Origin of the sequence: Aneurinibacillus soli, from assembly GCF_002355375.1 — a bacterium.
Classification (GTDB): Bacteria; Bacillota; Bacilli; order Aneurinibacillales; family Aneurinibacillaceae; genus Aneurinibacillus; species Aneurinibacillus soli.
This window is the reverse complement of sequence record NZ_AP017312.1, coordinates 2435130-2461616: the sequence shown is the minus strand read 5'-3', so window position 1 is coordinate 2461616 and position 26487 is coordinate 2435130. Positions and strand designations below refer to the sequence as shown.

The 26487-nt window shown below is 46.2% G+C and carries 27 protein-coding genes and 1 riboswitch; of the genes, 5 read left to right on the top strand and 22 right to left on the bottom strand.

Translation table 11 applies throughout. The features are described from left to right. Positions 1–38: 38 nt before the first annotated feature. From CB4_RS12480 to CB4_RS12455, 6 genes are all read right to left on the bottom strand, one after another. The gene (locus CB4_RS12480) at positions 39–1115 is read right to left on the bottom strand and encodes a sensor histidine kinase (RefSeq protein ID WP_096466120.1); all 1077 of its coding nucleotides are present in this window, start codon (positions 1113–1115) and stop codon (positions 39–41) included. After that, positions 1112–1804, bottom strand: coding sequence for a response regulator transcription factor (locus tag CB4_RS12475; RefSeq protein ID WP_096466119.1), 693 nt, complete (start codon positions 1802–1804; stop codon positions 1112–1114). Before CB4_RS12475 ends, CB4_RS12480 begins: the two co-directional genes overlap by 4 nt. A gap of 77 nt (positions 1805–1881) precedes the next feature. Next, positions 1882–3165 (bottom strand): FtsW/RodA/SpoVE family cell cycle protein, encoded by a 1284-nt coding sequence (locus CB4_RS12470; protein WP_157737966.1) that lies wholly within the window; start codon positions 3163–3165, stop codon positions 1882–1884. Continuing rightward, on the bottom strand, positions 3162–3497 hold the full coding sequence (locus tag CB4_RS12465; RefSeq protein ID WP_096466117.1) for a PadR family transcriptional regulator: 336 nt from the start codon (positions 3495–3497) through the stop codon (positions 3162–3164). Before CB4_RS12465 ends, CB4_RS12470 begins: the two co-directional genes overlap by 4 nt. A 366-nt stretch (positions 3498–3863) precedes the next feature. Continuing rightward, positions 3864–4289, bottom strand: a complete 426-nt coding sequence (locus CB4_RS12460) for a DUF3888 domain-containing protein (RefSeq protein ID WP_157737965.1) — start codon at positions 4287–4289, stop codon at positions 3864–3866. After that, positions 4286–4747, bottom strand: coding sequence for a hypothetical protein (locus CB4_RS12455; RefSeq protein ID WP_096466115.1), 462 nt, complete (start codon positions 4745–4747; stop codon positions 4286–4288). Before CB4_RS12455 ends, CB4_RS12460 begins: the two co-directional genes overlap by 4 nt. 684 nt (positions 4748–5431) lie before the next feature. Between CB4_RS12455 and tnpB the strand changes: the two genes are divergently transcribed. Together tnpB and CB4_RS21565 are read left to right on the top strand one after the other, a co-directional pair. Next, on the top strand, positions 5432–6535 hold the full coding sequence (gene tnpB / locus CB4_RS12450) for an IS200/IS605 family element RNA-guided endonuclease TnpB (protein WP_096466114.1): 1104 nt from the start codon (positions 5432–5434) through the stop codon (positions 6533–6535). A gap of 379 nt (positions 6536–6914) precedes the next feature. Next, on the top strand, positions 6915–7244 hold the full coding sequence (locus CB4_RS21565) for a hypothetical protein (RefSeq protein WP_096466113.1): 330 nt from the start codon (positions 6915–6917) through the stop codon (positions 7242–7244). A gap of 57 nt (positions 7245–7301) precedes the next feature. Here the strand turns inward: CB4_RS21565 and CB4_RS12440 are convergent, their stop codons facing one another. Next, positions 7302–7811 carry a MogA/MoaB family molybdenum cofactor biosynthesis protein gene (locus CB4_RS12440; protein WP_096466112.1) on the bottom strand — a complete coding sequence of 170 codons (510 nt, stop codon included), beginning with the start codon at positions 7809–7811 and terminating at the stop codon, positions 7302–7304. Between the two features lie 88 nt (positions 7812–7899). Here CB4_RS12440 and CB4_RS12435 point away from each other — a divergent pair, with 88 nt between their 5' ends. Then, positions 7900–8898 (top strand): GIY-YIG nuclease family protein, encoded by a 999-nt coding sequence (locus CB4_RS12435; protein ID WP_096466111.1) that lies wholly within the window; start codon positions 7900–7902, stop codon positions 8896–8898. A 1-nt stretch (position 8899) separates the two neighbouring features. Here the strand turns inward: CB4_RS12435 and CB4_RS12430 are convergent, their stop codons facing one another. Further along, on the bottom strand, positions 8900–9244 hold the full coding sequence (locus CB4_RS12430; protein WP_096466110.1) for a thioredoxin family protein: 345 nt from the start codon (positions 9242–9244) through the stop codon (positions 8900–8902). A 163-nt stretch (positions 9245–9407) separates the two neighbouring features. Between CB4_RS12430 and CB4_RS12425 the strand changes: the two genes are divergently transcribed. Then, a complete protein-coding gene (locus CB4_RS12425) occupies positions 9408–10217 on the top strand; it encodes a DUF2935 domain-containing protein (RefSeq protein WP_096466109.1) in 810 nt (269 codons plus the stop codon). Between the two features lie 7 nt (positions 10218–10224). Here the strand turns inward: CB4_RS12425 and CB4_RS12420 are convergent, their stop codons facing one another. The 9 genes from CB4_RS12420 to CB4_RS21880 form a co-directional block, all read right to left on the bottom strand. Next, on the bottom strand, positions 10225–11394 hold the full coding sequence (locus CB4_RS12420; RefSeq protein WP_096466108.1) for a CaiB/BaiF CoA transferase family protein: 1170 nt from the start codon (positions 11392–11394) through the stop codon (positions 10225–10227). Between the two features lie 510 nt (positions 11395–11904). After that, complete coding sequence (locus tag CB4_RS12415; protein WP_231955992.1) at positions 11905–12840, bottom strand: GNAT family N-acetyltransferase; 936 nt, start codon at positions 12838–12840, stop codon at positions 11905–11907. After that, complete coding sequence (locus CB4_RS12410; protein ID WP_172890872.1) at positions 12788–14920, bottom strand: S-layer homology domain-containing protein; 2133 nt, start codon at positions 14918–14920, stop codon at positions 12788–12790. The genes CB4_RS12415 and CB4_RS12410 overlap by 53 nt, the downstream gene beginning before the upstream one ends. Before the next feature lie 190 nt (positions 14921–15110). Then, positions 15111–16268 (bottom strand): PASTA domain-containing protein, encoded by a 1158-nt coding sequence (locus CB4_RS12405; RefSeq protein ID WP_096466105.1) that lies wholly within the window; start codon positions 16266–16268, stop codon positions 15111–15113. A gap of 25 nt (positions 16269–16293) precedes the next feature. Then, positions 16294–16983, bottom strand: a complete 690-nt coding sequence (locus CB4_RS12400) for a TrkA C-terminal domain-containing protein (RefSeq protein WP_096466104.1) — start codon at positions 16981–16983, stop codon at positions 16294–16296. Between the two features lie 138 nt (positions 16984–17121). Beyond that, positions 17122–18396, bottom strand: coding sequence for a cation:dicarboxylate symporter family transporter (locus CB4_RS12395; RefSeq protein ID WP_096466103.1), 1275 nt, complete (start codon positions 18394–18396; stop codon positions 17122–17124). A gap of 614 nt (positions 18397–19010) precedes the next feature. Further along, a complete protein-coding gene (gene ispG / locus CB4_RS12390; protein ID WP_096466102.1) occupies positions 19011–20117 on the bottom strand; it encodes a flavodoxin-dependent (E)-4-hydroxy-3-methylbut-2-enyl-diphosphate synthase in 1107 nt (368 codons plus the stop codon). Positions 20118–20246: 129 nt separating this feature from the next. Continuing rightward, positions 20247–20444 carry a hypothetical protein gene (locus CB4_RS12385; RefSeq protein WP_096466101.1) on the bottom strand — a complete coding sequence of 66 codons (198 nt, stop codon included), beginning with the start codon at positions 20442–20444 and terminating at the stop codon, positions 20247–20249. Between the two features lie 63 nt (positions 20445–20507). Further along, the gene (locus CB4_RS21880) at positions 20508–20636 is read right to left on the bottom strand and encodes a hypothetical protein (protein ID WP_258365606.1); all 129 of its coding nucleotides are present in this window, start codon (positions 20634–20636) and stop codon (positions 20508–20510) included. A 157-nt stretch (positions 20637–20793) separates the two neighbouring features. Between CB4_RS21880 and CB4_RS12380 the strand changes: the two genes are divergently transcribed. Next, positions 20794–21030 (top strand): hypothetical protein, encoded by a 237-nt coding sequence (locus tag CB4_RS12380; RefSeq protein WP_096466100.1) that lies wholly within the window; start codon positions 20794–20796, stop codon positions 21028–21030. 115 nt (positions 21031–21145) lie between these two features. Here the strand turns inward: CB4_RS12380 and CB4_RS12375 are convergent, their stop codons facing one another. The 5 genes from CB4_RS12375 to CB4_RS12355 form a co-directional block, all read right to left on the bottom strand. Beyond that, entirely contained in the window at positions 21146–22432 is a 1287-nt protein-coding gene (locus CB4_RS12375) for an acetyl-CoA hydrolase/transferase family protein (RefSeq protein ID WP_231955991.1), read from the bottom strand. A gap of 171 nt (positions 22433–22603) precedes the next feature. After that, a complete protein-coding gene (gene speD, locus CB4_RS12370) occupies positions 22604–23005 on the bottom strand; it encodes an adenosylmethionine decarboxylase (RefSeq protein WP_096466099.1) in 402 nt (133 codons plus the stop codon). 175 nt (positions 23006–23180) lie between these two features. Continuing rightward, on the bottom strand, positions 23181–23771 hold the full coding sequence (locus CB4_RS12365; RefSeq protein ID WP_096466098.1) for a non-ribosomal peptide synthetase module: 591 nt from the start codon (positions 23769–23771) through the stop codon (positions 23181–23183). 205 nt (positions 23772–23976) lie between these two features. Continuing rightward, positions 23977–25281, bottom strand: coding sequence for a homoserine dehydrogenase (locus tag CB4_RS12360; RefSeq protein ID WP_096466097.1), 1305 nt, complete (start codon positions 25279–25281; stop codon positions 23977–23979). 80 nt (positions 25282–25361) lie between these two features. Then, positions 25362–25475, bottom strand: a riboswitch (SAM riboswitch). 72 nt (positions 25476–25547) lie between these two features. Beyond that, positions 25548–26414: a DUF1002 domain-containing protein gene (locus CB4_RS12355; RefSeq protein ID WP_231955990.1), complete on the bottom strand. Its 867-nt coding sequence runs from the start codon at positions 26412–26414 to the stop codon at positions 25548–25550. Positions 26415–26487: the final 73 nt, after the last annotated feature.

Below are 26487 nucleotides of genomic sequence, written 5' to 3'. Positions count from 1 at the left end.
GGATAGCAAGAACTTATGTAGATCTTATGAAGATCCTACTAGTTTTTTGGCAGAAGAATAGAAACTGTAGTTCCCTTTCCTTGCTCACTTCCTATTGCTACTTGTCCACCATGGGCTTCTACTAACCGTTTTACAATCGTTAGTCCGATGCCTCCTCCACCGTATTTGCGATTTCGAGATTTATCCACTCGATAAAATCTTTCGAACACAAAAGGAATTTCATTCTTTGCAATGCCAATCCCTGTATCGACGACAGACATTATCACCTGTTCTTTTTCTTCATATACTTCGACTTGAACACTCCCGCCAGGAGATGTGAACTTTAACGCATTTGTTAACAAATTAACGAGAATCTGCCCGATACGCTGTCGATCTACGTCTACTAAAATGGGCTCTCCATCTCTTAGATTCAATTGTACATTTTTCTGGAGATAGGCGGCCTTCACCGATGAAATGGCTTGACGAAGAATCTGGCGTACATCCTCTCTCTGAAGATGAAGGCTAAATTCTGATGATTCCATATAAGTCAGTTCCTCTAAATCCCCAACAAGATGAATGAGTCTTTCAATCTCTTCGTAACAAGAGTGAATACGCTCGGGCGTAGGTTCCCAAATTCCATCCTCAAACGCCTCCATATGGCTTTTTAATGTGCTTAACGGAGTGCGAAGTTCATGAGCGATATCAGCAGTCATCGTTTTACGCAATTCTTCTTGCTTTTGTAATTGCTCTGCTAGATGATTTAAAGATTGTCCAAGATCAGCCAATTCATCGTGACCTTGAATCACAACGCGAGAGGTCAGGTCTCCTTGTCTCATCTGCTCAGCCGCTTGGCGCATGTCTGCTAAAGGAGTAATAATGCGTTTGGTTACAGAAAGACTTACCAAAATGGCTAATAAAATAGCTCCAATTTCTGTAAAGGTAATCGATTGGATCATCGCTCGTTCAAAATGAATATTCAAGTGGGATAGAAAAGGAACACCCTCAGGTATTTGCTGCAAAAACATCGTAATGTGGTAGTGCGTGACAAAAATAAGAATGACCGTAGCAATTACTAGAATTCCTGTTACCATTCCAATAAAGATAAAAGCGAGTCGAGCTCGTAACCCCCGGATCATCCGTGATCACCTACAAATTTATACCCTGTTCCATACACCGTACAAACATACTTCGGTTGTTTCGGATCAGGCTCAATTTTTTGGCGTAAATTCTTAATGTGTTGGTCAATCGTTCGCGCATCCCCTTCGTAACTATAGCCAAAAACTTTTTCAATTAATTCTTCTCTTGTAAAAGATCGTTGAGGATGGCGAGCTAGGACCACAAGAAGTTTATATTCATTCGGTGTCAAATTAATCGAATCTCCATGTTTAACGATCATTTGTTGAGCCGTATCAATGACCAACTCTCCATTAGAAAATGAAATTCGATCAGCCAATAAATTCTGTTCGCTGGAACGACGCAAAATGGCCTTTACACGAGCTACAAGTTCCTTCGGACTAAATGGCTTGATCACATAATCATCAGCACCTAATGTAAGTCCGATGACGCGGTCTTCCTCCGCGACTTTTGCGGTTAACATTAGCACAGGGACAGAGGATATTTTCCGGATTTGCTGACAGACTTCCTCGCCAGAAATATCCGGCAACATCAAATCGAGGACGACAAGATCTACTGCTTCTTCTTTAACTACTTGCAAAGCACTGAGCCCCGTTTGAGCTTCTACTGTTCGGAACCCTTCTTTTTCTAAATAAGAAACAACTACTTCACGAATCTTTTCTTCGTCATCCACAATGAGTATAGATTTCATACTTCCTAACCTCCTTAATCAGAATGATCGGTTGACCATCAAATAATTGACTCTATGCCTAGATGCAACGCGTACATCTAGGGTTCTATCATCATATCGCGCCTGCGGTGAATACCGATGAGCAAACCGAGCACAGCCAGATGGACAAGAAATGCCGTGGTGCCATGGGCGACAAATGGCAGCGGAATGCTTGCAACGGGCATGAGTCCAATTGTCATCAAGATGTTCCAACTAAATAAAACCGCAAACAGCACAAAGATCGTACCAGCAAGCATTCTGCCAAACGGTTCACGCACTAACAACAGCATTCGATACAAACGAACAAACAGTGCGGCTACCAGCACAATCATTCCGACTCCGCTCCCCCAGCCAAATGCATACACAATATATGTGAACACAAAATCTTCCTGTGTGTTTGGAAGATTCCGTAACCAAACACCAAATCCGTGTCCCCTCATGCCCGCTTCACGAATAGCCTGAATCGACTGTACAACTTGATAGCCCCTGCCAAGCGGATCAGCAAATGGCCTCCAGAACCCCAGTAGCCTTTCCAGCTCATATGGAAACATGGCAAGTCGACAGAGCACAATTCCAGCAACTACAGCTATCCATCCCCCTATCCGGCGCTTATTAGCACCAGATAACAGAGCAAGCGTTATAAATCCGATTGTATACATCACAAAGGTGGACTTACCTGGTGTTTTCAAATAAAGAAGAGCAGGGAGGGCATACCAGATAAACAGTGGGACTTTCCAGCCATCCTTCTGCCAAGACCAGCGGGTGAGCATGGAAGCCACTGCCAGCAAAAACAAAAAGGGTGAGGCCCGAATGATGTCAAACTTTATAAATCCTAGATCGTACATGGGCATACCGAAACGATATACTCCCATCCAGAATATCGGTAAAATTAATAGCCACGTGGTGAGAAAAATCGCCTCTCCACTCATCCGAAGGCGCCGATAATCCAATCGAGCACAAAACCAACACACGAGCACACCGATTCCCACACTAGCCAGCCGTTCCGCTAGCATGTTCGTTTTCCACGGCCAGTCCCCCGGCTGCCGATCAAGTGATGCCATAGTGACAAGTCCACATCCCATCAACAACGCCACCAGTATAACGGTAATCCAGTCTGTCTTCGGACGGTGAACGCGATCGAACTGGCGTCCAATTACCTCGGGGTCTCCCATCGAAGCTATCGCACGTGCCACCGCTTCATCCGAGGTCAGTCCCCTCTCCTCATACACATCTGTCAGTTCCTCCATATGCGTCCGCAACTCCGCACGAATGCCCGTATGCACATCCCGACAGCGAATATACGCACACACCTGGTCCAGATACATGTCAATTTCTTTCCTCATGCCTGTCCCTCCCCCAGCACTCGTTCCACAGCCGTTCGATACGTCGTCCATTCTTCCTTGCGTTCTGCCAGACGCGATCCACCGCGCGGAGTGATGCGATAATATTTGCGGCGGCGGGCACCAACTCCTTCACTCCAGTACGAAACAATCAGTCCGTCTGCTTCCAGCGCATGCAGGAGCGGATATAACGTCCCTTCCTTGAATTGAAAAATTCCTGCTGATGCCTGCTCGATCTCGGTAATCATTTCATATCCGTACATATCCCGTTTTTCCAGCATCGCCAATATGAGCAAAGGTGTGCTTCCTTTGAGCAGTTCTTTGTTGATCATCATCGGTCTCCTCCTTTACGCTTATACCTTGTATATCTAGGTATAAGCGTAAAGGATAATCACAAAAAATTCAAGATAATCCCATGAATAGAGAAAAATCTATAAGGGAATCAATGCGAAATTATTGCACTTGCCATATATAAATGCATAGCATATAGTATTTTTCACTTGGATTTTTTCTCATGGTGGGGTAGCATCACATGCCCATCAACCTAAGATTTTCCGATACCCCAAAACGAAAAAAATCGTACGTTAAGCAAGAAATGAAAAAACCGGATTCCAGTTCATACAAGGAATTCTGGTCCTCTTTATATCAGCTTCTTATCGCACTAACGATCCCCGTTAGCATTAAACCATATCAAAAGTTTCTTAATATGAGGGTTTTGGATTTGGATAATATTGTTTTAAATATAGTCGTACAGGAAAACTATCTAAATATTCGTATTTTTCAAGTATTATTTTCCCGTCTTTTATTTTAAAAGTGAATAAATCAGTACCAAGGGGATCGTGGGCTCCCACAAAAGGTTGAACTTTAAGTTGAACAATAAAATCTAGACCTTTTGTTGTATATATCATTTTTGTGTTTGTAATTTGACCTTGCTCTAATTGCCAAGGCAAATTCTCTCTATAATGATTTTTTATTGGTTCAGTAGTAAATGGAGCTAAAAGATAAACAATTAAGTTTTTATTCGCTTCTTCTGTGCTAATTTTAGCTTCGGTGTCTGGGGGTGAAGAGGCAATTACATAGCCTGGAAACGATAAAATCACACAAAATAAAAGTAGTAGTTTATTCATTTCAATCCTACCCTTTGACATTCTATAACCATAAATCCAAAATCGTAATTATATCGGAATGTGATCTGAAACTTTTCTGCCTTTTTCTCTGTTTTATTATTAATAACTCTGTAAACACTTGCTAATACATCAATTTCAGAAACACCGTGCTTGTCCTTACGAATATCAACCACCTTAAATGGATCAAAATAATAAATGTTTTCTTTGCCGGACTTTACATACTTTTTCTCTTGAAGAGCCAATAACATCCTTCTTTGTAATTCAGATGTTAAGATACGCTCTAATTTTTCCTCGCGCGTTCTCGGTTCATCCCATAAATAAACCCATTCAATCGAATCCTGTCCTTTACTCGTTTCATAGAAAGGTTTATTTTCGGCATGTATCCATCCAGTAAATGCACACAATACAAAAAAGTTAATCAGGATAACAGTAAAAACGGAAATAACACTTTTTCTCATAAGGAACACCTCACAAGTATTATTCCCAAATGTTAACTAAAGATGAAAGTGAAAATACCCATTCTACTTCTAATCATCAAACTCCCTAAAACGGTCGTTTGAGGTAATTATTTTGTCATCCCCCATTCTATTCTTTTTACACCGGATTTCTATTCCCTAAAGTATTCTCTTTTTATATTTCTCTAAAATTGACCACTCACTCATTTTAGAGAATGATAATTGTTAGGAGTAATAAAATGAAGCGTACTGCTTATCGTTTCTTATTACTTAGTTGTGTACTTGTCGGTGGGAGCAGCTCCGTGTACGCGGGTATCGAGCCACGATTTGCTGATCCAATCCAACCGCAAGTTCCCCCCTGCACCTCAACCTTCTCCTACGACAACGGTAAACCCCACAACACCAGATAAACCTACGCAAAAACCTGCTCCGTCTACAGGGAAAGTAACCGTGTTGACGGTTTTAGAATCCGGGGGAACGAACTACGGCAGATCGATCCAAACAGGAGAAGTGTTAGGTGATTATTTTTATCATTTCAGCTGAGAAGACTCCCACTTCTAAGCGACAGCGAAAATGAGGGATGAATCGGCTTCGGATGAGGGAAGGCGAGTTGCCTTCTCACAAGTCCGACTGTTTTCCCTGCAAGCGATCAGGTACAATGAAAGAAGAGGAGGGGGTGAAAAACAGGTGAAAAAGCACAAAGGCTTCAAGTTCCGGATCTACCCGACGGAAAAACAAGCTACGCTCATCAACAAGTCCATCGGGTGTGTTCGGTATGTGTTCAATCACTTTCTGGCGAAACGAAAAGAAGCCTATGAGACCGAGCAAAGAACGTTGAATTACAAGGCGTGTTCGACTCTTTTGACGAAACTAAAGAAAGAAGTAACCTGGTTAAAAGAGCCCGATTCTACCGCCTTGCAAAACGCATTACAGGACCTGGATGCGGCCTACCAAAAGTTTTTCAACGAGAAAACAGGATATCCAAAATTCAAAAGCCGGAAGAATCGCAGGCAGTCATACAATACGACGAACAACAACGATGCCATTCGCATAGAAGGAACCCAGATCCGACTTCCGAAACTTGGACTCGTTCGCTTCGCAAAAAGTCGTGAAGTAGAAGGACGTATCCTGTCTGCCACCGTTCGCCGGAATCCATCTGGCCACTACTTTGTATCGGTGCTCTGTGAGGTGGAGATGCAACCGTTACCGAACGTAGAGCAGCAGGTGGGAGTAGACTTGGGCATTAAGCAGTTCGCCATTCTCTCCAGTGGGGAAACATTCGAAAATCCGAAGTATCTCCGTAAATATGAAGGAAAGCTGGCATATCTACAGCGCATGATGTCCAGACGTACAAAAGGCGGTTCCAACTGGAACAAGGCGAGAATCAAAGTCGCTCGTCTGCATGAAAAGATCGCCAACTGTCGCACCGATTTCCTGCAAAAGTTGTCCACCAAACTGATTCGTGAAAACCAAACGATCTGTGTAGAGGACTTGCAGGTATCGAACATGCAGAAAAATCACAAGCTGGCGAAGAGTATTTCGGATGCATCCTGGTCGGAATTTCGCCGGATGCTGGAATACAAAGTCGAATGGTATGGACGTACGCTGAGTTTTGTCGCAAAGACATTCCCATCGAGTCAGTTGTGTTCGGCTTGTGGATACCGAAACCGGGATGTGAAGAATCTGAACCTGCGTACATGGGGCTGTCCGGAATGTCATACACACCATGACCGGGATGTAAATGCGGCGGTGAATATTTTGAAAGAAGGACTGAGACTGTTAGAAGTATAATCTAACCAACCGTGGGGCACACGGGGGTAGCCTGGGGTACTGTGTACCAATTCCGCTTAGTAGAGTAGACAAGTCAGGAATCCCCCACTTCAAAAATCATCAGATTTTAAGTGGTGGAAGTGTTCAAATCACATTTACAGACTATGATCAGCAGACCGGTGAATTCAGTGGAACAATTGGTTGGAAGCAATACGGAATCGTAGACACCATTAAAGGCAAGGTCAAAGGCGATACATTAGTATTCAGCCAGGTAAACGCTGATCGTGTAAAAAGTATCATTACCGTACGAGTAACGGATAGCAATCACCTGAGCGGCACGTGGAGCATCCCCGGCACAAAAACTACAGGAACGATAAAATTCACCATTAACCCGAATGATGTGTCCCATTTACTGCATACGTACAAAATATTCGTACCGAGTTCATCCGCTACGCTAGAAACGTATGATTCGTACATTACCAAAACAAGTGCTGGGGCACGTAACGGCAACGTAACCATTAAAAGCGATGGCACATACATTTGGAACAGCGCAGTAGATGGAAAAGTGATAAAAGGAAAATGGATAAAAAGCAAAGATATCTCATCTCCCCTTATCCTGCTTAAAGGTGAAAGAGGACATGATTGGAAAATAGGAGAATCCGTCCACAGTGGCGCGGACATCGTTCTATGGGATGGGGTAAGCTCACAAAAAGCGGATCTAGTAAAATAAAATTTCAGACACTTCATAAGAAGCGGAACCTCCCCTTCTAGGAGTTTCCGCTTCTACTCACTTCTTGTAAATCTCTCGCATCACATGCCCAAGCTCTGGAATGATGAGCTTACTCATCGCCAGCCGCACCGCACCGGATGACCCCGGCATCGAAAACACAGCCCGATCTTCATACACTCCGGCAATCGCCCGGCTAAGAATCGCCGCTGACCCGATATCCTCCGTATAGCTCAACATCCGAAAAATCTCCCCAAATCCCGGCAGCTCCTTATGCAGCTTCGAAGCGACTACTTCTACCGTCACATCACGCTTCGCAATGCCTGTCCCACCATGTAAGAGAATCGCCTGCACGGCATCATCTGTGGCCCCCGCTTCTATCGCGTCATGAATCATATCACGCTCATCTTTCACAATCTCATAGCGGGTCACTGTGTGCCCTGCTTCTTCAAGGAACTGTCGAATAAGTTGTCCGCTTTTATCCGTTTCCTTATTCCGTGTGTCGCTTACGGTAATAATCATACAGCCGACCGATTTCGGCGCTTCTTTTTTATGCTCGGTTACTGACATGCCTACATCCTCCTATAAAAAATCTCTACGTTACATAATACTACTATGGTAAAATATCCGTGTACATTTACAAAACGAGGAATCCTATATGCTCTATACCATTACCCCCGGTTTTCATCTCACATTGCCCGAAAAATGCGGCGTGTACATCTATCGCGACAAAGATGAAAACATCATTTATATCGGTAAAGCAAAAAATTTAAAAAAACGTATCTCTACCTATTTCTATCAAAACAAACAGCACACAGCCAAAACGAAGCGGATGGTGCATGCAGCACGCACGGTGGAAGTCCGCTATACTGCCTCTGAACTCGAAGCCCTCCTGCTTGAAGCACGGCTCATCCGTCGCCATCTTCCTCTGTATAATCGGGCGCTACGCAATTACAAGGCGTATCCTTTTCTTGTACTTCGTACCGATCTTACCGCTCCGTATGTAGAAGTGTCTCGTGATACTGTGCATGAAGACGCTATGTATTTTGGACCATACCACAAGACGAACTGGCTGCACAATGCGGTAGATTCGCTAAATAGCTGGCTGAAACTCAGGCGCTGTCTGGGCCCACTCCCGTCCTCATCCTGTCTGTATGCGGATCTTGGTCAGTGTCTCGCCCCATGCATCACGATAGATAAGGACAACGTATATAATGAACAGGTCAAAAAAGCGCGTGCGATTCTTGATGGTGATCCCAAAATGAAACAAAGGTTGGAAACACTACGTGACGAAGCTGTAGATGACCTACACTTTGAAGAAGCAGCACGCATCCAAACGCTGGTCAATCTGGCTGGCTATAACAGTCTACTTACGCGCTCGGTGGCTCACCATCATGCGCTTGTTGTTTCCTATGATGCTGATGTCGGCTGTACAGGACTTATTATTGTCCACGGTCGTCTCCTTCGTACCCTGCATACCCTTGATCGAACAGCCGATGTTATCCGCACAATGCAGGAGGAGGCACGTGATTTGTACAAACAGACAGTCGGAACGCTAGCTGCTCCGACTGTCGAGGAAGTGGACGAAATGCTCATCATCGCGTCCTGGCTTGAATATCGGCTGAAAGAACTGGACATCTATCCGCTTGGTCCGTAATCTACTGGCCAAGCGCACCCGCTACCTGCACGGCACGGTCAAGGAACTTCTCGATCTCTGCCTGTGTTTTTCCAGCGCGACTGACAAACCGAACAAGCTCCGCTCCCTTATAAAACGCGACAAAACTTGGAATACCAAAAATATTCAACTGCTCTGAAAGCTCTGGCAGACGATCCCGGTTCACACTAATCATCGTCAACCGCTCATCATATGCTGTCTCCAGATCGGGCATGAATGGATCGATCCGGTGGCAGTCCGGACACCAGTGTGTATAGAACTTCGCTACCACAAGGCGACCGGACTGAATCTCTTCATTAAACTGTGCTTCTGTCTGAATTTCTTTCATGCTATTCCCTCCTTAGATCGGATACGTTCCTATTCTAAAGTTTTCCCCTGCCGAACACAATTGTAGAACATGTGCATCCGCACACAAAATGTTCGCTTACGACGACTTTTCTTGCCTTCGATGTCATACGCTTATACCATCATGAGATGACGGAGGGAAAAACATGTCCAGTCTGTTTGTCAGCCGCTCACTTGCCGACATCCGATTCTGGAGCCGGATGATGAAAGAACACGCCATTTTTTTACGCTTCGGCTTTACGATCGATCAGATGCAATACGCCGGGGAAGCTGACCGCTTTCGCCAACTGTTTGAGGAGATTGAACAAAAAAGTATGGCATTCGATGAAAAAACCGAGCCTGAGAAAATGGCCCGGTTTAATATGGAAGTATATCATGCGACTGCACACCTGTGGACGTTTAAGCGGCGTATGCTTGAATATGTACTTACCGGCCAGGTCGTTTGCCACCATCCCCCGCTGTTTTTTGATCATCTCGCTCGGGAAGCGGCCTATTTCATGCGCCGACTCGAATATTTAAACAAAGGTACGATGGAGCCACCTGGCGATGCGATTATAAACGAAACGATTTTTTATCTTCGCGTAATGGGAGATCATACCCGTCTGCTCAGCATACGGATTGATCCAAGCGAACGTGATCTTCTGGCGGAAACAGCGGATTTCAGCTATCAATTCGATCAGCTGCTGTTTCAAGCGATCGATATGGAATCGATGCGCCCTGCCTCTCAGAACAAGGCCATGCTTGAATCATTACTCTCCCGCAATCAAGCTCCGATCGTTTCATTGTGTGAATTCAAGCAAAATGTGTGCAATATGATCGAGGATAGCCAGGTGCGCCATGCGCTGCCACTTCTGCTGGCCGATCATATGCTTAGGGAAGCGGAATATTTCCGCGACCTACTCGATGGATTCAGTCAGAATGTAGCTGAGATGCAGCCTGGTGCCCCAGTCTTGTGAGACATTACTATATGATACCACGCTCCCGGAATTCGCGTAGCACGTCATCCTCGTAGCCGTATGCACGCAGTACTTCATCCGTATGCAGGCCACGCGCAGGCGGGAATGATGCATCCGCCGACGCGCGGTCAAGCAACGGATTTTTAATTTCGGTCACAGCATCTGCGTCCGGCCGCGTCCAGAATGCCGCACGTTCTGTCATATGAGGGTCATCCATTGCTTCCGCTATCGAGAGAACAGGGGTCAGGCAGACGTCTTCTGCCGCAAATCGATCCACCAGCTCAGCACGTGTATGTGCCTGAAAATACGCACTGACGTCCTCCCGAATCGCAGTCTGCTTGTCCTCCGCCCAGTGGTCAGGCAAATGCGGCGCAACACCCGACACTTCACAAAAGCGCTTCCAAAACTTCTCCTCCAATGCTCCTAGTGCCATCCACTGTCCATCTTTCGTCTCATACACATCATAGCAAGCAAGGGAGCCAGTCAGTGGATTGAATGTCGCAACGCCACTTTCCTGTCCGGCTAGATGATAGCCAAGCGGCGGAATCATGAACGGCAGTACACCGTCTGTCATCGCCACATCGAGATACGCCCCATGGCCGCTTACTCCCCGCTTCACAAGTGCAAGCAGCACCGCGTTCACCGCATGCAACGCTCCGCCGCCGATATCAGCAATTTGTACAGCTGGAAGCGCTGCATGTGCCTTTCCTCTTGCATGAATCGTCTCGTGCAGCAATCCGGTAAATCCGATAAAGTTCAAATCATGCCCCGCTTTTTTCGCGTACGGTCCCGTCTGCCCGTAACCAGTCAACGAAACATAGATTAGACGTGGATTCAATTCCTGCATCGTTTCATAATCAAGGCCAAACTTGCGCATGACACCCGGACGGAAGCTCTCAAGCACAACGTCTGCGTCTGCGATCAACTTGCGTGCTGCTGCGCGTGCTTCTTCATGTCCAAGGTTCAGCGTAATGCTACGCTTGTCCCGGTTTAATAGCTGGTATAATGCCCCGACACCGGACAGCATCGGCTCCATATCCCGCGCATAATCTCCCATCTGAGGGTCTTCTATCTTCACAACATCGGCACCATAGTCCGCTAGATACATCGAACAAAGTGGCCCTGGTAAAAGTCTAGTAAAATCAAGTACATGAATTCCTTTGAGCGCTTCTCTCATCTGTACCTACTCCGAAAGATTATCCCCATTCGGAGCAGACTCACCTCCTATTTTTATAATAATCAATATTCTGTATATTTTAACTTCATCATATATTAACTTTGTCTTCTTGTTAATCTTTTTTCATGATAAAGTATTCCTGAAATACAAAAATAGAGAATCCTTCTCTGCTTGATGGTCAGAGAAGGATGTAGTATAGAGGTGAAAAATGATTGAGGTAGTAGAGTTTATATTTCATGCGATCGTTATGTTTTTCCGAGTTCTATTCCGTCTGATTTTTAACCCTGTCACAGAATTTTTTTTCAATCTCTGGGACGTATGCGATCTGTTTAAATCTCGTAAGGATAAGGAGGATAAAAAGAGAACAGATTGAAAAGAAAATCTGTCTTCTTCCCGGGTGTCGCTTATCTTCCCTATTCCACGCTGCTATCCAACTTGTCTCACTCTCCTTTCTTCCTAATCATCTACCTTTTGTTCACAAACAAAAAGAGAGCCAATCTCACAATAAGATTAGCTCTTCGAATCTATATTCTTGTATGTTCGACGCAGGATGTGTTCTTGCGAATCAGGACCCATGATGCGACGACGCATAGCCTGAAGCATCGGTTTATTCGTTCCCTCCACGAAACAAAGTGCCTCGGTCAGGTCAGGTATCTGCATCATTCGGCGAATTCCCTCAGCGAACAATGCCAGCCCCCGGCCCATGCGCTGGTGCTGCTTTTTCACAAACATTGTTTTGTACAAGAGAGCGCTCTCCCCCATCCGCTCTGTGATAAGCCAGCCGACCAGGTCGTTCTGATCACGCAAGACGAGGGAAAGCTCCGGGTCGATGGCATTCTCCTCCACAAACGGTGAGAGCAACGGCGGATACCAGACGCCTTCCCCCTGGCGGATTGCGGCTCGTTCCACGGTGTCAGTTGACGACCAGGTCGCGATAGAAAATCGTGGCGGGAGCTGCCGACAGCGTACGTACCAGCTACTTTCCAGCAGGTGTTGTGGCGTGCCACGGAATAAATGGATGCCCGGGTGTGACGGAGCATAGCCGCACGACTGGAAAAACACTTCGAACGGTGATGTCTCTTTGGCCGACGCCATGAATTCGACGTACAACCGCCCGCAACCATGTTTCACCAGTTCTCCCTCTAACACTCTCATCAAGTGAGATCCTATATGATCGCGGCGACATGCAGGAGTGACAAAGATAGAGAGCAGATTAGCCGACTGTGTAGATATCCTTCGTTCCGCCATCACTACCCCGATCGGACGATTGTTCTGTACAGCTCCGATGGCAATCAGCTCCGCTGACGCCTGACGCAGACGAGGCTGAAAGTCAGGCGGTGTCAGCGACAGAAAGGCAGCGGCATTCTCTCGCGTAACATGCAGCAATATCAGATTAGGGAGCATTGACCGCACATTCCACAGAGCCATTGCCATTGCCATTGCCATTGCCATTCAGTAGATTATTTGCATAATCGGACATGCCGTTGATGGTGATGCGGAATCTACCACTCGATATTACGCCCGGGTGCGCGTCGATGTAGGCCTGTATGTTGATCTCCAGACTGTTCCCCAACCACCTATAGCTATCTAACGGCAGAACCACTGATACGGTATCAGTAGTACTAAATGTCCCCGATGAAGAATATTCGACGAGAGGGGGAACCGGTGGGGTAAACGGCGGGATATTGTTAGCCACTACCGGTTCGCTAAATGGAATCGTAATGCATTGATTGTTATAAGACGGTGTCCCAATAGTTGGAGCTGTCTCGTCAAACACCAGAGGGATATTATGTGCATCGATCTCGTCTCCGTTTTGATCCAGAAGATGGGCAGTAAGGGTAACTTGAGATGATTCGGACAAGTTATTCTGAGGCTCTAACATTACGCCTTGCATACCATTAATTCCTTGGGTAACCTTGAGTAAGGAAGGATCACTCGACTCAAGTGTCACTGTATGTTGCTGACTAGAATTGTCGATAACCTTAAATCCAAGAGGATCAGCGTTATATTGTAGAGACATAATCTCTTGACCACGACCAACCTGCACATAATTTTTTAGATTATGCTTACTGTACTGATATCCACCTGCAGGACTGGTGCTATCATCCACTAACGTAATATTATCACTCGTGTCGTTCCTCCCTGAATTAACATACAATGTAGCACCTTGTTGCGGAAAAATCTTGAGCGCTCTCACGGTTACATTGAATGTTTCGCTTACCGTACCACCTTTTCTATCACTCGCTGTCCCGGTAATCGCTGCTTTTCCAACCGACTCTGGACTGATCACTACTGTATCACCACTCACATATACAGAAGCTATCCCTGCGTTATCCGATACAGCAGTAAAATCCAATGGGTCTCCATCCGGATCGGCAAAGTGTTCCCTTAGATTTATTTGTATCCCAGATTCCCCCATAGTAGCTACTTGTTTCTGGATTTTACTTGTGACTACAGGAATCTGATTACCAGGCAAAGGAGCTTTCAATTTAACTACACCTGTCGGAGCCGATACGTTCCCTTCGTTATCTACCGCATAAATATGGTAGTCTGCTTCCCCTAGTCTCTCCGTGTTCATACTTGTATCTGCATTTGCAGCTACGACAGATGCTTTTTTCGCCCGATTTTCTGAAACTTCCCTTTCCAGATCTGCCTTATTCCTTGTATTTACGGAAGCTAGAACAAGGTATACTGTACCCACTTCATTACTTCTAATCAAAACTGGATTTCCTATCTCAATTGGGGAAGATGATACGAGGGTAACGGTAGGTGCAGTCACATCTCTACTACTCCCACCACCCCCTCCTCCACCGCTTCCGCCTGTATTGCTATTCGTAACGGGCGTAGGTGTTGGTGTTTTCGGTTGGGGTGGTTGAGTTGGGGTGGTAGGAGTTGGAGTTTTTGGCTTCTCAGCTACCTGGAGGAACTTACTTGCTACCTGGGCCACTGCCTGCCTTTCAGCCTTCCCTGTCGGATTAAAAGTGCCATCCGTGTTTCCACTGATTAACCCTAGCTTTACAGCCGCGCCAACGGCATCTTTTGCATAATCTGAAATGGAAGATGCATCACTAAATTTTAGGTCAGCCGCTTTCCCCTTAGAATCTACTCCTAAAGCCCGCACAAACATAACTGCCATATCTTGTCGTGATAAATTCTGTCCATTACCAAATTCCCCATTGCCTACCCCTGCTACTAACCCTGCTTTTACAGCAGCCTCAATATAGGCGTAAGAATAATGGTCAACCGGAACATCTGAAAATGTTGATGTAGCAGGAGGTTTAGACGTATCTAACGCTAAAGCTTTCGCCAATATAATTGCAAAATCTTGTCTTGAAATGTCCCCGGTAGGATCGAACTTTCCGTCGCCGTTTCCATTTATAATCCCTTCGCTTACGAGCTTCTGAATGGCATCCTTTGCATACGAATTATCAATATCCTGGAGAGAAGGAGTTGCGTATACAGGAAATGCGCAAGAGCTGAGTAACGCACAAGTAGAAAGAACTTTCGAAATTTTTTTCTTATTCAATCTCATCTTCCCCTGACTAAAAAGTATTTGAGACTTTATTCATATGAACTATAGCCTGTTAATCGTATAATGATAAGCCTGCATTCGTAAGATTCTTTCTTCCTATATTACTGTATGACTTAGTCATAAATTCATAAATAAAAAAAGGTAGCACATTTCTGTGCTACCTGAACATACATAAATCAAAATTTTACTGACTAACCCACAGCTCCACCGAATCAACCCTGCTAATGCGCTCGCCTGCCTGTGGGTTCTGCTTGAACACCGTCCCTGTTTTCGAGAAGGAGGATTCTAGATAGTATTTATAGCGAATACCTGCTGCATCGAGCTTCTGTCCGGCTTCTGCGAGCGTCATGCCGCCTACATCCGGAACTTCCACACCAGCAACTGGCTTATCCGTAGCCGGTGTCTGTGCCTTGCTGTCTGTACCGCTTCCGGAAAATGCAGCTACACCCCCGATCAACAAAACGAGCCCAATCGCAAGCATCGTGATTATGCGGGCCGGAATGCGCGGCATCGTCCAATTCGAACGCTTTTTCTTTTTCTGTCCACGCATGGCCGCTCGCTCGCGCCGCGTATCCCGCAGGCGACTTTGAGGTGGTTCTTCCGATTCGACGATCCGCTCTTTTTTTACCGGGATATCCACTGCTTTTTTACCCGCCGCAAGCTGTGTATTTTTAATGTACTGATACAACGCGGTTATATCTTCGAACGTTTGTGCCAGCATCTCTTCATATCGATCTGCTGCTTTTTTCTCCGCCCGTCGTGCCATACCGCGTAACGACTTGCGGATGATGAACGGATCACCTGCATACGACAGCGCGAGCTCCTCAATGATCTGGGCAGGCGGAAGTACAAGCTTCACATCGCCAAACATTATATAATGGATCAGACGAAACACCTGCTCGATCTCATGTCCGATGGCTGCTTCATCTACTGACCAGCTGTCGATCACTTTTACTTCGCCAGTTTCCGTAAGCCACAGATTATCGGCGGTAAGTCGCAAGCCACGACCGCGAACCGCACATGCTTCCAGGAGAATGCTAACGAATTGCCGACTCATTCCAAGCGCCTCTTTGAGGGAAAGCTTAACCCCTGCCTGGCTAAGTAGAAGACCGGGGATGTATTCCAGCACATAAAAAATCCCGTCTGTCGTTTCGCCACGACTAAGAATTTCAAGGGCCGCCTCTCCATGCATAACCCGCTCGGATGGTACTGCTTTTTCTGACACCAAATAAATGAGCACATCCCGCTTCAGCAAACTGTCATGCCCCCGATATAATTGCCCACCTACCCCTTCATACAATCGTGTATCCGGCACATATCGATCATGTAAATCGTGATTCATCGTTCCGTTCGTCCTCCAGTACCATTCATCGTTCGTCTTCCGGTAATCGTGCTGAGCTAAGTATGAAAAACTTCCGGATCATATCTGCTGAACCATACACCAGAACTTTATCCCCCGGTAGAAGCATCGTGCTACCTGTTGGGTTTTTAATGATATGATGATTCCGTCTAATGTTCATAATTTTGACATCCTGATGCGCAAGATTCAACTCCTTAAGCGGAACATTGGTCATATGATGATGCCCTTCTGTGATATCAAACTGACGCATCACATACTCGTGATCGACATGAAACACTTCTTCAATTGACTTATGGTGCACGTAGTAACGATCAAACCTCCCACCTACTTGCCGGTGCAGCAGACTATGGAAAAAATTGCTCCGCAACAAGAAGAGTGCTCCGACCAAAATAGCGAGTCCGATCCCAAGATCGCTTAAATGCACCGCGCTGCTCACCAGGAAGCTGATCATAAAGGAAACAATAATGGTCAATGAAATCGTGCCAAATATGATCAAAAATGAGGCAATCCGGCGGCGCACCGGATGACCAATGATCATCTCGGACTCCGATGTGGTGTAGCCCGTATTCGTTAGCAGAGAAATCGCCTGAAAGCGCGCCACTTCCCGCCTAAGCCCGGTCATCTGAAGAAGCATCGTTGAGATTTCGATGATCAGGATGATTAAAATAATATACAGGGTAAAAAAAACAACGTTCAACCCCGAACCCCCTACTGATTTTTCTAGTGTACCCTAATATTAAAGAAGAAACAGGCAAGCATGCAAGCGTAAATCCAAATTAGCACATAAAAAAGCAGCTGCCCATCTGAGCAACTGCTTTCCTGTCTTTTGATGTAGTTATACAGCATCTGTGTCAAGATTGTGGTTGCGAATGTAATCATCCGCTTCTTCTTTGTTAAACTGTCCTTCCCACTTGGACACTACGATTGTAGCAACACTGTTACCCACTACGTTTACAACTGTACGCGCCATGTCGAGCAGACGGTCAATACCGGCGATAAAAGCCAGGCCTTCCACCGGAATTCCAACAGAGCCCAGTGTCGCTAACAATACGACGAACGATACACCCGGTACGCCGGCGATACCTTTCGACGTAAGCATCAACACGAACATCAAGGTAATCTGCTGACTAATGGAAAGATGAATCCCATACATTTGCGCAATGAAGATCGCTGCCAGTGCCTGGTACAGTGTACTTCCGTCTAGGTTAAATGAGTAACCTGTTGGGATAACAAACGATGTGATTGATTTCGGGCAGCCCATTTTTTCGAGTTTTTCCATGATGCGCGGCAGAACCGTTTCACTACTTGCTGTCGAGTATGCCAGCAACAGTTCTTCTTTCAATACGCCCATCAGTTTGAAGATGCTAACTCCTGCCCATTTGGACAGCAGACCGAGTACAACAATAATGAAGAAAGCCATTGCTCCATAAACCGTAATCATCAATTTACCCAGCGGAATAAGCGAGCCTACCCCAAACTTCGAAACCGTTACACCAATGAGTGCAAATACACCGAATGGAGCAAAGCGCATAATCGAGTTTGTTAAATTAAACATCGTCTGTGCAACAAGTTCAAAGAAATTAAGAAGCGGTTTGCCACGCTCACCAAGTTTCGCCAGACCGAGACCAAACATAACCGCGAAGAAAATGATCGCGAGCATGTCGCCTTTTTCCATCGATTGCACGATATTCGTCGGAACGATGTTAACAAGTGTATCAGCAAAACTATGTGATTGTGTTTCATGTGTTGTCGCTACGTACTTACTAATATCGGTTTGTGACAGGTGTGACATATCGACACCGACACCCGGCTTCACAATGTTTGCAACCAGTAGACCGACCATGATCGCAATTGTCGTAACAACCTCAAAATACAGAAGCGTTTTCCCGCCTAGTTTTCCGAGCTTTTTCATATCGCCGACTCCGGCTACCCCGACAATGAGCGTCGAGAGCACGATCGGCACAACGATCATTTTAATCAGGTGAATAAAGATATCTCCGATTGGCTTCAGAATCGCTGCCACTTTCGGGTTGCCATAGAAGATGGCGCCGACAGCAATACCAAGGATAAGACCGATAAGAATTTGCCAGACTAACCCCATTCTCTTCATATTGTCACCGCTTTCATTCGTAGTTTTTCAACACCGTGTGTGTAAACTCAGGTGTTGTTCTGATGTTTTTATTGTAAAATCATCCGACAAAATTCTACACAAATCTTCATAAAAACTTAAAACAAAATTCAAAAAAGACTGTCCAAGAGCTAGAACATAGTGAAAGGGAGTGGGAGAAGGGCGGAACCGTTCGTTTCGGTACGCTTGCAAGGAAGCAGCTGCTGTCCGCTCCGGGAGCCCGACGAACTCGCCCGCAAAGAAAAGCCTGCGAGGTTGATTCACCGAAGAATTGCGGGCAAAGGCCCGTTCGTCGTTCTCCCTCCGCTGAGTAGGCGCGTACAGGCGCTCTCTTGCTCCGCCCTTCTCCCACTCCCCGCACAACGTTTCGGCTTACAGAAAACTTGAGACGCCAGAATGGATTTGCTCGATAGTCATTGGTTTTGTAAAAGATCGCTTTCTTATTTTTTACCTGTGTACCCCTTGATTATGCTTGATGGTGTGCTTATCAAACTATGTTAGGAAAATACACTACAATAAAAAGAGGCTGTCTCAGTCGCCGTATGACAGCTCTGAAACAGCCTCTTGCTTCGATACTATACGTAAATTCTCTCTTTCTACACAATCTGATGGCCGGGACGCGGCAGTTCACCCGTGCGATAATAAATATCCGCGAGCTTGTCGATTTCTTGTTTTAGCTCTTCCACCATGCTCTCTTCCGGAATCTTGCGTACCATCTCGCCATGCTTAAACAGCAGGCCTTCCCCACGTGCTCCAGCAATGCCAATGTCCGCTTCCCGAGCTTCTCCCGGTCCATTGACGGCGCAGCCCAGTACAGCCACTTTAATCGGCGCTTTGACTTTTGCGATATAGTCTTCAATCTCATTGGCAATGGAGAAAAGATCAATCTCAATGCGTCCACATGTCGGGCAGGAGATGAGCGTAGCTGCATCGGACAATAGTCCGAATGATTTCAACAGCTCCCGTGCTACCTTAATTTCCTCGACCGGATCAGCGCTTAATGATACGCGCATGGTGGAGCCGATGCCCTGAGCAAGGAGCGTACCGAGTCCAGCCGCACTTTTCACCGTGCCCGCAAACAAGGTTCCTGCTTCTGTGATACCTAAGTGAAGCGGATAATTGAATGCAGCAGCAGCCTTCTGATACGCTTCAATGGCCAGCGGTACATTGGATGCTTTCAACGATACAATAATGTCGTGGAAATCAAGTTCTTCTAAGATGCCAATATGGTGCAGGGCACTCTCCACCATTGCATCTGCAGTTGGGTACCCATATTTATCAAGCAGATGCTTCTCAAGTGAGCCCGCGTTTACACCGATACGAATCGGCACCCCGTTTGCTTTGCAGGCGCGGACGACTTCCTCAACTTTTTCCCGTTTACCAATGTTGCCCGGATTGATCCGGACTTTATCAATGCCGTTCTCAATCGCCTTGAGTGCCAGCTTGTAATCAAAATGAATGTCAGATACGAGCGGAATGGAAATGTTCTGCTTGATTTCCTTAATGGCCTCCGCCGCTTCCATGTTGTTAACCGTCACGCGGACGATCTGGCAGCCCGCCTCTTCAAGACGATGAATTTGCTCAACCGTCGCTTTGACATCCGCCGTCTTCGTCGTTGTCATGCTCTGTACGATAACCTGGTCACTGCCACCAATCGTCAGGTTCCCTACGCGTACCGGTCTTGTCTGTGTGCGATGATACATCGTTTTTCGTTCTCCTTTACCGAACGGATTTATGATCTTCGCTTCCTATCTTATCACAAATCTCCAAAAGCGAGAACGAAATGAGCATCAGACAAGCTTCGCAGGATCAAGTGCCTGCGCAAGCTCTGCTTAGCTTTCAAACAAACTGTTTAGATCGACCCCACGCTCACGCAAAAGGCGGCGTAGTACTTCCTTATGCTGACGCTCGGTAGCCGTGTTCATTCCGAGCGTCAATGAAGCCGACATCTCAATGTCGTATAACGTATCTTCCAGCTCATTTGTCGGCAGCCCGCGATAGCGTTCGTATAAAGTAGTCAGATCACTCACGTTTCGTTCCTCCCTTTCTCCTCGTTGTTACGATTATCTCCCTTTATCTATCATATGCACACGCTAGTAGTGACGTTCGCCACTATCCCGGACAAGTGACATACACGCTTCATGCAGAGATGAATACACGTAGTCCGGATGCGGATTGTCATTAATGACCCCGTCCCGATCTAGAAAAAAGGCTTTTTTCATACAAGTCTTCTTTCACATAGGTGTAATGATACATATACAGAACTTAAATTACAAAAATTTCATGCGAATTGCACCATATTTGCGTATGACATGATATAATTAAACCAACACCAGAAGATGCCACACACTATGACACATAGGGAAGGGGCAATCTATCATGGAAGCCAACAACTATCTTTGCAAATGCGGAATGTACACGTATCACTGCGAATGCGTACCGGAAAATAAAACAACGCATTACGATGAACTGATACACCGCCTTCGTGACAAAACGGACGTTGTACTTGGCGCAGAAGAATTGCCTGTCGTGCTTCGCATGCTACCGACAGATGAGACTCACCTTATTATCGCTCCGCTCAACAATGGCTACTACACAGCTCATATCGCTACCTAGCGACTTGTCTAATTCATATTCTCGCCCGGCGCTATGCCGGGCGATTTTTCATTTCTAGTATATCCACAAAACAAAAAAACACAGCTACTTCCTACGAAGCAGCTGCGTATACACACTAGTAAAGCAAGCCAAATTTCTTCGCTTCGAATTCCAACTGTTCACGGAATTTTGGATGCGAAATCGCCAGCAGTTCTTTCGTTCGCTCCGCAATGCTTTTGCCGCGCAAACTGGCTACCCCATACTCTGTTACAATGTGATCCACATCATTTTTCGATGTTGTAACAGCCGAGCCGATGGTTAACTGCGGGCGAATGCGAGAGATCGCTTCGTTCTTTGTAGTCGAATGCAAGCAAATGAATCCTTTTCCATTCTTTGCAAACCGTGCCCCACGAGCGAAGTCTGTCTGGCCGCCGCTCGAACTATAGTAACGTCCGGCAATCGTCTCAGACGCGCACTGGCCAAGGAAATCTACTTCTGTTGTGGCGTTAATCGAAATCATATTATCTTCACGGGCGATGATACGCGGGTCGTTGACGTACTCAACCGGCAACATCTCAACCGATGTATTATTATGAATAAATTCATACAGTTTTTTCGAGCCGAGCGCGAATGTGCCCACAATTTTCCCAGGGCGCATTTTTTTCTGTGTGCCGGTCAAAACACCCTTATGCACCAGATCAACGACACCGTCTGTTAGAAGCTCTGTATGAATGCCTATATCTTTATGGTTATCAAGGAAATTGATGATCGCATTCGGCATCGCTCCGATTCCAGCCTGTAGCGTCGCACCATTTTGGATACGTTCTACGACATAGGAAGCGATCTTGCGGTCGATATCGGTGATCTCCGGCTCGCGCGCTTCCGCTAGCGGATAGTCTACCTCTGTATAGCCAAGAATTTGACTAATATGTACCTGATTCTCCCCGAATGTACGTGGCATGTTCGGGTTTACTTCGAGAAAAAACGGTACCTGGCCAATGAAAGAAGCAACGTAATCAGCTCCTGTACCAAGTGAAAAATACCCGTGTTCATCCATCGGAGCAGCCGCTGCGAGCACGATTGATGTCTTCGTTGTCTCACGCAAAAGGCGCGGCACTTCGTGGAAATGGTTCGGTACAAGATCACATCCACCCTCTAAAAAGGCCTTGCGTGATGCACCGCTCAGGAAATACGCGACATGGCTCAAATGCGGGCGATGCTTGCCATAAATGTACGGCCGCTCTTTTAATGCGTGCATCTGGTGAATACGAACATCTTGAAAACGCTCGGCATGTTTCTCCAACGTGTCTAATAGTACAACCGGCTCACCATTGGCAAGCGGCACAATCACATCGTCCCCATCCTGAATGTAGCGCAACACTTCTTCCGGTACCTTACATTTTGTTTCCATCTGAGTACTCATCCCAACCCTCCACACATATACGTTTCCATTTATATGAAATACATGTAATATCTCCATATCATCATATATGCCTGGCGAGCATTGAGCAAGAGGTATTCTGTTAAGAATAAATGAAAAATCCACTCTTCATTTGTAAAAGAGTGGATTTTACTCATTCGTTTCTATGCGCAATTACGCGTTTTGTTTTACCTTCATCACGTCAGATTGTACAACGTCCATTTCACCCATACCACGAATAAGTTTACGAGCATACATCTTCTCCGGCTGGAGAATGTTCACCATATACTCAATCGCAAGTTCCGGATCAACCGTCTCGCCACATGTATAGCAGTCAAGTGCAGCAAACCCTTTCTCCGGGTATGTATGGATCGAAATGTGGCTCTCTGACAACATAACCAGAACCGTTGCACCCTGCGGTTCAAACTGCTGAGCCTGAACGGACAGCACGGTTGCACCACATGCTTCTGCTGCCTCCACCATATGGCGCTGCAGAAACTCAGCACTGTTTAATTTTTCAAAATCGACACCCCAAGTATCAATCGCTACATGTCTTCCGAAAGTAGAATATTCCATCTTCCGGTCCCCCCTCCTAGCAAATATATTTGTATACATTCTCGCTAGGACCTACGTCATTCACTATATATCGAGGAGAAACTTCCTTGAGTGAATCCTGGTTCCTAATGTAATCACAATGATGAAGATACCATGATTCTACATATTTTGCAACTATTTTCTCGGCAAAACCCGTCTATGCTTCCATCATAAATAACTGTTGGGACAGCTCTGTCAGCTGGTGGTCAACATCCTCTGTTGAAAGTCCATCCGTAATGCGCTGATTACGCAAATCTAACAACTGATCAATATGCAACCTAGTCCAATCAATCCGATCCTCTACGCCGCACGCTTCAAATAAACGCTGCATATCACCAAGCGTATCTTTATATTCAAAAACCAGCCTTTCCTGTCCATCTTTTTGTTCCATAATTCTCATCACATGACCGCCTGTATATTCATATACCATCGTATATGTCGGATACAGCCGGTGGACAATCCCGCATCCTTTAAATTTGCGAACTGCCATCCGCATCTGGTTGGCTAGCTTCGCATCGTAAATCTTGTACTGACCTTCGCATGTATACGTATCATGACCAATCCGCTTAAACGACAGCGGAAGCTCCATACCTTTATCCAGCAGCACAACTTCCGTTTCTCCATTCTCGAAGATGCGAACTTGCGTACTGAACTCCGCGTGATCAAACATTCCGACAAACGATTGTAATTGCAGTGTACTCAGTTCGAGAACAAGCTTCTTGTATTCAGTGGCTACACGTTGAGCCATACAAATCTCTCCCATTCGTTTATTCCTGCCTTATTTATTATTATAACGAAATGTTAGATCCATTCTCCAATCATCTATGCTATAGAAAAGAGAAGGATTTGGGAGAGAATACTATTTAATCTCGTCAAAACGCGGTTGATTCCTACATCTATCCATTATATGATGAAAAATTACATTTTCTTGTCCTACTTACCTCAATTTTCGGTCACCCAATTGTCACCGGACTTGCTGCTATGCCCGGCGCAGGCTCTGCTAATAACTCTCGAAAACGGACAGTTGCACCAATATGATGAGCGAATGCACGGCTTACCGCTCTGTCGTGGGAACTGAGAAGCGCCGCAACATGCGTCTGCCCGTTTCGTTTCACCGTTTCTACCCCATGCAGTACGCCAGCCTCGCCTGACAGAAACGAAAGCAAACTAAATTCGCCTCGTTCATCTTTATGCTTTAATGAGAAAAAGGCAATTTCCAGCCCGGTCTCCTCGGCCGCGCCTTCCCCCGCTTTAATCTCTACAGCTTGTGTAGCAACTGCTGTCTCGGGTGTAAATGTGATCCCACGCACTGCATGTACAATGTCTTCCACAATCGCACTTCCGGTCGGCAGCATGCCTGCTCCCTTGCCGGTAAAGAACAAATCTCCCACCACATCCCCGGTAACAAACACACCGTTGTATTCATTTTTCACGTGCGAAAGCGCATGAGAATGCGGCACAAGTGTCGGCGCCACCTGAACACGCAAACCAGCCTTCGTCCGCTCTGCTGTCGCCAGAAGCTTCACCCGCAAGCCTAAGCGACCGTACAGTTCAATCTCTTCCGCTGTAACGCTCGTAATACCTTCCCGCAGACCCACTTCTTCCTCCACTTCTTCCCCGAAGCACAGGCGGGCTACAATCCGGATTTTATGAAACGCATCATATCCTTCCACATCTGCGGTCGGATCCGCTTCGGCAAAACCAAGCTCCTGCGCCTGAGCAAGCACCGCTTCATACGGCAGCCCGTCTTCTTCCATGCGCGTCAAAATGTAATTCGTCGTTCCGTTCAGGATTCCCGCCACACGCGTAATCCGATTCACATTTAACAGCTGGGCCAACGTATTCAGAACCGGGATGCCGCCACCCACGCTCGCTTCATACAACAGGCCCACGCCTTGTTCCCCAGCCAGCGCATGTAGCCGTGCCCCGTGTACCGCAATCAACTCTTTATTCGCAGATACGACATGACAGCCACGCGCAATCGCCTCTTCGATGTAGCCAAGTGTCGGCACAAGACCGCCCATAGCATCCACCACAACGTCTGGCTTACTCTCCCAGATGCGAGCAATGTCAGTTGTAAGCAGACTACGTTCCACATCAACCTGGCGCGAACGCGTAGTATCACGCACCAGAATACCTGCAATCTCAAAGTTTGTCCCTGTCTGCTTGCGAAGCCGTTCCGCGTGTGTTTGCAAAATAGTCACAACGCCTGATCCTACCGTTCCAAGTCCAAGTAAAGCAATGCGTACATTTTTCATCTATTTTTCCCCTCTCTGGATATATGTACAAAAAGAAAGACCCTCTTCCAGAGAAGAGGGCCGGGTATCCAGCTGTCCTTCTCTCATCTTCCAAAGCTTATGTACAAAGCTTTGATGGAATTAGCACCTTACAGGCAAGCCTGTGGTTGCTGAGACTTCATTGGGCCATATCCCTCCGTCTCTCTGAATAAGAGTTGTGTTCTTTCGTACTATTAATTTAATTATCACATATCGTACCTGGATATTTCTCCCCTGTCAACCCACGATTATGCAAACCAGCCCAGCATCTTATCGATTAATTGCTTGAGGAACTGCAAAATCTCCTGGACAAATGACTTCGCTTCCGGATTGCTGTTCAGAAAATCCTGCATCTGCCCCTTATAGCTTGAGATCTGGTCAAGCGTCTTACTCCAGTCGATGTTTAAATTCTGGATTTTGCGCAAAATACTCACGAGCGAATCAATTTCCTGATCACTTAGCGTGAGACCCATCTGAGCCGCCACATTGCTAATCATCTGGCGCAGCTGATCATCGGTCATTTTGCCGGTCTGCTTTGCCATTTCTGCTTTCAGGCGCGTCAGAAGCTCGGCTGCTTTTTCCTTATCACCGATTTGTTCTGCGATCTTCGATGTTGTGACCATTTCTTCACTGGCAACTTTTTTCTGATTCTCATCGATTTTTTTACCCGTTACCTGCTCATACGCCTTCATGACGCCGGTTAAGCCTGCTGTACCTGATACCGGGAACGGCGCATCAACTTTTACATTGGCATCTTTCACACCGGCAGTTGCCAGTGCATTCTCATACATTGCCTTACTGATGCCTGTAATGTTATTTGTCTCGACTTTAATCCCCTGTCCTGCTTCTGCTAATTGAATCATCGTAGACGAAATGGCCCTTGTACCAATTACATTCTTCGGCAATAGTCCATCGAGATATTTATGCTCCTCAGCATTCGTAACGGTAATCTCTTGCGCTTCCTTCGGTGGATTAAAGCGTCCTTTGATTTGCTGTTTTTGCGCGGACGACAAGTTCTGTCCGTATGTTACAATCGTGTCGCCTGGTGCGGCATCCGCAAAGGCGGTTGCGGTTGATAGAAGAAAGAAAAGCACTGTTAAAGCCAACTTTCGCACTTCTATCCACTCCTCCCCATGTCAAGTATACTTTGATTTTCCCACCTGATTATACCACAGGCATTTCGGGTGG